The organism is Psittacicella gerlachiana (assembly GCF_003585965.1).
GTDB classification, from domain to species: Bacteria; Pseudomonadota; Gammaproteobacteria; order Enterobacterales; family Psittacicellaceae; genus Psittacicella; species Psittacicella gerlachiana.
In genome coordinates, this window is record NZ_NRJF01000148.1 from 1 (window position 1) to 6,222 (window position 6,222).

Annotated in this window: 4 protein-coding genes; 1 reads left to right on the forward strand and 3 read right to left on the reverse strand. The window is 33.6% G+C overall.

Features of this window, described 5'->3' with window-relative positions; all coding sequences use genetic code 11:
* Positions 1-257 precede the first annotated feature (257 nt).
* Positions 258-545 (forward strand): putative quinol monooxygenase, encoded by a 288-nt coding sequence (locus CKF59_RS05265; RefSeq protein ID WP_222985610.1) that lies wholly within the window; start codon positions 258-260, stop codon positions 543-545.
* Positions 546-736: 191 nt separating this feature from the next.
* Here the strand turns inward: CKF59_RS05265 and CKF59_RS05270 are convergent, their stop codons facing one another.
* From CKF59_RS05270 to CKF59_RS05280, 3 genes are all read right to left on the reverse strand, one after another.
* Positions 737-2,068 carry an MFS transporter gene (locus CKF59_RS05270; protein ID WP_119534919.1) on the reverse strand — a complete coding sequence of 444 codons (1,332 nt, stop codon included), beginning with the start codon at positions 2,066-2,068 and terminating at the stop codon, positions 737-739.
* Positions 2,069-2,484: 416 nt separating this feature from the next.
* A complete protein-coding gene (locus tag CKF59_RS05275) occupies positions 2,485-3,837 on the reverse strand; it encodes an MFS transporter (RefSeq protein ID WP_119534920.1) in 1,353 nt (450 codons plus the stop codon).
* 201 nt (positions 3,838-4,038) lie between these two features.
* A complete protein-coding gene (locus tag CKF59_RS05280) occupies positions 4,039-5,061 on the reverse strand; it encodes a hypothetical protein (protein ID WP_119534921.1) in 1,023 nt (340 codons plus the stop codon).
* Between the last annotated feature and the right edge of the window lie 1,161 nt (positions 5,062-6,222).

Consider the following 6,222-nt stretch of genomic DNA (forward strand, 5'->3'; position numbering starts at 1 on the left):
CTTTGTAAATAGTTAAGTGAGTATTTACTCATTTTTGTTTTAGTGAGATTTTTTTCAGAATTTTCTAAAAAGCCCATGATTTCGGGAATAACTGAGTGTTTACTCAATTAAATCACTTTCACCATTCCCACACAAAAACTAATGGTTTTATTCTTTTTCTCGCTTTTACCTGATTATTTTTGCTATTTATCCAATCTCCCCCTTTTGGGTAAAGTGCTATAATATCTATATCTTAGATTATAATTTGAGGAATAATTATGCTCGCTGTATACGCTGTAGTAAAACTCCAACCAGGTAAAGAAGGACAATTTGAAGAAATTATTGCTCCTTTAATTCAAGCTTCACGCCAAGATCAAGGTAACCTCTCTTACCATTGTGGTAAAGTTGATGGACAAGATTATACTTATGCTTTTGTTGAGCAATGGGAAAGCTACCAAGATCTCCAAGCTCATATTAATCAAGATCACTTTTTAACGGCAATCCCTCTAATTGAAGCCATTGCAACTGCACCTCTCGAAGTGAATGTTGTTGAGTATTTAAACTAAATTAATCTATATCATGAATTAACCTTAATCTAAAACTAATCTTAGATTAAAAAAATAGATAAAGCAAAAGGCATCAAGATTGATTCTTGATGCCTTTTGTATAGATGTAATTTATGAACCTAATGTAACTTTATGCTCTTTATAACCTAAAAGTTAAATTTACTTACTAGTAAAACTTGACTATTTATGAGCTATTCTTTAACTTCATCAGCACTAGTTACTAGATTTTTACTTGCAGTATTGGTTTTCCAAATTACGTTATAACCATATGAAAGTAAGCCCGCAATCGCAAGCGAAATGGTAATCGCAATTAATAAAGTTTTACCGCCATTAATTGGTAAGTATCCAATTAAAGTTACCAGCACGCCACCAATTAACATTCGACTACCATTGAGCATTGAACTTGCGGTTCCGGTCATATGTGGATAACGCATTAAGTAAATTGCCATGGTATTGCCAATTTGTAAACCGTTAAATAAACAGTTGGTACAAATACAAGCTAGAATGAGGTAAAGATTTTGGTAAGTAAAAATTACATAAAGGTTAAATCCTAAAGATAGTAACTGTAAACTTGTCCCTACTAACCACATTTTGATTGGTGAAGCCTTACGGCGTAAACAAAACTGGTTGATTTGAATCCCAATCATTACCGCAGCAACTATAGGTAAAGAGATATAACCAAAGTATTCTCCTGGAATACCATATACACCAATTGCAATTACCGGTAATAAACTTGGTGGTCCTACGATTACTAGCATATAGAAAATATTTAAGCATAGTAACCATAAAGAACTTGGGGTTGCTAAAATCGAACCATAGTTTTTGATAATCCTAATGGTATTTAAAGACTGACGCTTTTCCGGATCTAAGGTTTCAGGAATTTTCCATACATACAGGAGAATCGCAAAAATAATGGCTAAAGAAATAGCATGGAATACCCATAGCCATGATGAATGTAGAATAATCCAACCTCCAATTAAAGGAGCGATTGCTGGGGTAAAGAGGAACAGGGTAATGAGCCAAGAGTTATACACCACAAAATCACGTGGTGAGAAAACATCTTTGAGGACTACTGAAGGTACAGCTCCCATCCCCGCATAAACAATTCCCTGTAATACCCTTACCGCCAGTAAATGAGAAAATGAATCTACAAAGGTAGCGGCAAAGTTTAAGAGAATTGCAAGAATCCCACAAAAAACAATAATACTACGACGCCCAAAACGATCTATAGTTGGTCCCCATAAAAAGAGTCCAATCCCATTACCTATAACAAAGTAAGGAACTATTTGTTGAATGCGATTCCCATCAACTTTGAAGTCTTCCATGAGTTCATTGATGCCAGGCACCATAGCATCATTAGCAAAACCGGTGAATGCTGAGAAAAATACCAAGATCATTAACAGTACAGGTATTTTTGGTATTTTCTTACGTAATTGTTCTTGGAAAGGGGTAATAGTATCAAAGCCCACATAGGTACTTGAGGCTTGACCTACTACTTGTTCTTCTGTTGTTTTATTGCTCATACTTATTTTTAATCTTCGTCATTAAAATCTTCACTATTATACTGATAATTTTCAGAAATATAAGAGGGTTAGAGCGGTAGCTTAAAGGTCAAGTACATTTATTAAGGAAAGTTTCGCCCCTCTCTCCACCTAAATATTTTTCCTTCTTTTACTTTTTTCGCATCAATCCCCTCTTCCTTTTGCATTAAATTTGCAAAGTCATAATTTTTACTTTCTATCTTGCTCTATTATTACTTTCTCTTTTACAACTGTACTAAAAACTTCTTTCTCATAAAAATAAGTAGCCGGTTAGGGCTACTTATAATCTCTCTAAATCTAGAATTTTTCTAACATTAAACTTTTAATTACCTTCTTAGTTTTATTCTAACCTTGAGGTTTTATAATAACTCTTAGCTTTAATTTCTGCTCTTGAGTGCTTACTTGTGCTCTTGATTTTTTACCACTACTTCAGGTTTACTCGTAGTCGCTAAATGGTTACTTGAATCATCTATTTTCCAAATAAAATTAAAAATCAGACTCATTGCGGTACACAGTAATAACACTAAAGCATTAGTAATCAGTAAAGTCGCTCCTCCCGCTCGATCTAAATGAGAGAAAATGGTTACTACTACCCCAGCAACAATTAAACGAAGTGCTGTAATAATTGAAGTTGCTGTTCCCGTCATATATGGATAAGGCATCAGGTAAATAGCAAACATATTACCTAACTGAAAACCATTAAAGAGAACATTTAAGCATAAAGCAAAAAGAATAGTATTTACATTTAAGCCGTACAACACCACAATAAAATTAACTATGGTGGTAAGAGCTTGAGCTATGGCTCCAAAAATCCATAATTTTACTGGCGAGTAATTACGTCTCACAAACCATTGGTTGACTTGAATCCCTACCATAATGGAAACTATTAAAGGAAGAAAGTAATAACCAAAGTGATCTGGATCTACCCCATAATCAGTAATATAAATTGCTGGTAAAAGAGTAGGGAAACTAAACATCGCAATTGAAAAAATTGCATTAAGCACGATTAACCACAGTGAACGTGGTGTAGTTAAAATCGTAGTATAGTTTTTTAGGATGCGAGTGGTATTAAAGGGTTGCTTTTTCTCAGGATCAAGCGTTTCTGGAATAAAGAGGATATAACAAATAGTAGAAATTACTATCATCACACTTATAATCGCATAAATCCATGGCCAACTAAGTTTAACTAAAATAATCCCGCCAAAGAGAGGAGCTATTGCCGGAGCAAATAAGAATAAAGTCATTAACCACGAGTTATAAATCACAAAATCACGTGGTGAAAATAAATCTTTAAGGACTATTTGAGGCACTGCTCCCATCCCTGAAAAAACAATGCCTTGAAAAATTCTTACGGCTACTAAAGTTGAATACTCATGAATTACCATCATGCTTATATTCAAAGCAATCGCTACTAAAGCACAAAGAATAACAATAGTTTTGCGTCCAAAGCGGTCAATAGTTGGTCCCCACAAAAACTGCCCAATTCCCATACCTAAGACAAAATAAGGAACTATCGCTTGAATATGAGCGGTATCGGTATGAAAGTCCGCTACTAATTCATTAATTGCAGGGGTAATGGCGTCATTAGCTAAACCCACATAACCAGAAAAAAATGCCAAAATAATTACTAACCACAAGGTTGGAGGCATGCGTTTACGTAATTCTATTTGATATGGAGTTACCGCATCAAAGCCTTTATATGTCGTAGAGGCTGTACCCTGTGGCATCTCTTCTAATTTTTCGGTTGTCATAACTACCTATGAATTTTCTAAAGTGATTATTTATAAATGCCTTAAGAGAACTAAACGCCTGAAAAGGCTAAATGTATTATATACCCAAGCACTTTATTTTCTCATCTTGATTTTTTCTTTTCCTTTGAACTTTATCCCTAAAGCAAAAGCTAGAGCCTTAAAAAACTCTAGCTTTTGCTTCTTTAAAATGAAATTGCCGTTTTATTCAACCAAACTAATGAGATAGTAATCAGTTGGTGTTGATAACTCACTTCTAAACTCGTGATGTTGTTTATTCGCTTCAAGCATATAGGTAAGCATCATAATCATATCATCTACTTCATTTTGCATTGAGCAGGTAAATTCATCTTGTTGTAAACAAGCAATGGCTTGCTCACAAATACTACAAATTTCTCCTAGCACCATATAGTTTTGGATTAACTCTGCAGTTTCTTGGTTTGTAGCAGCTAAAGAGTCTGCAAGTATTTGCTCAAGTCCTGCTTGTGCTTCTCGATCTTCTTCTCCATCTAGCTCTTCATAGAGTTCTAAGCCTTCCTCTTGTTCAGCTTCCAGTTCTTGCTCAGCAGGAAAATCCTCTTCTTCAAGATCTTCTTGTGCAGAAGCTAACTCATCTTCATAGATAGCTTCCTGCTCAGAAGCAAATTCTTGCTCAGTTTTTGGACTTTCTAAAAAAAACGCATTAATAAAGAAGATTACCCCTTCGGTAAAATCTTTATAGAGTTGAAGAGCTTGCAGAGTAGAAATTGTAGAATCCTGAGCTAAAAAACTTTGTAAGAGTTTTAAGAGACAAAAGTCTTGGGCTTCTTCAGTAAAGCAATTAATAATAATGCAATTACGTAATTGCAGACTTAACTGTAGAACTTCTTCGACATGAGCAGGAGCGAGATGAAAGTTGGTTAAAATTTCTGCCCTAAACTCTTCCGGAGTTATATTGAAGTTTAAACTCCAAAGATATACTGCACCTAATAACAGCCCAACCTCGGTCTGTGCTTCAGTTGCAATGTGCACTTTTGTTTTGGCTTCGGCTTCTGCTTCTGTTTCTTCAATTGTAAACTCTTGTCCTTTTTTAAAGGCAGAGATTAATTGATGCGAAGCATGACGAAGTTTTAGAAAAGAAGCAGAGTATTCACCTTGACTTGCTTTAAGTTGAGCCATGGCTTCCATATATTCTAAACTCACCGCACTCAAGTTATCTTGAACGAGATCATGATTTTGTAAAGACATAATTACTCCTGAAATCTACTTACACTAAGAATAAACTAATTTTTTGCTTTCTTATTATAAGAAATTTTTCTCTCCCACATGGCTTTTACTTTTGTATTGCTTGTTTACTGCTTGTCGTTACTTTTCTCTTAACTCCTAATAGACTTAAAAACAAAACTTAGATCTGAGATAGTCCCAAAACTTACTGTTTCTGTGCACCTGTCTTATCTCCAAGTCTAAAACAAACGAAGCATACCCTCTTGCCTAAGATAAATATTAGGTATAAGGATTGCTCAAATTAGTGATTAAATCTGATCAAATCTTAAACTTTTTAACTTTAAGCATAAGATAGCTAGACTACTATTTAAGCTTCTTAAAAGCAAAAAGCTATCTACCTATAAAAGTGGTCAGCTTCGCAAACCCAAAATTGTCTTCTTCAATCTTTCCTCTTGTACCTACTTTTTGTTTATTTGCTCTTAGTTACTCGGTAAGTTTAACCTCATGATCGCTTTTGTTTACCCCGTTTTTCAAGCTCTTAATAAATCAAATCCTTTCTCTAATTCACAACTTTATCTTGCAAACTATCCCAAATACGCAAAACTTTTTCAATAAAAATTAAAACTTTAATTTTATTACATTTACTTATTGTTACTAAGCAATGTTTTTTATTGAGTTTAAACACAAAAAAAGTCCACTTCCTCGTAAGGAGTGGACACATTTGCATATTGGTATATATTATCTATATTTAAGTTATGAGTTTATTATAAACAAAATCAATTCTCTTGTCATCTATTTTTTGTAAATAATTTACATTTACCCACCAAGCCCACTTATTTTTAAATGCCTTTTTCTACACACTTTAAGATTAAGCAATAAGTATTTTTGCTTTTTTAGCTTTACTCATTCACTCTCCTTGATCAAGAATTATCAATCTAAAAAAGACAACTTTCCCTCAGGATAAGCCTAGATCTTAATAATTATCAAAACTAAAAATCAATAAGATTAATTTTGGATAATAATTTTTACCTATTAGCAAATCATCTCTAAAAGTTTATTAAATATTCACAAAAATATTAAGAACACAAAATCGCTATTCACACACTATTATCTATGGGTATTAGCTCAAAACTACACAAAATTTGAGATTTATCTCTCTCGAAGTACAAATATAAGACTTTTTTC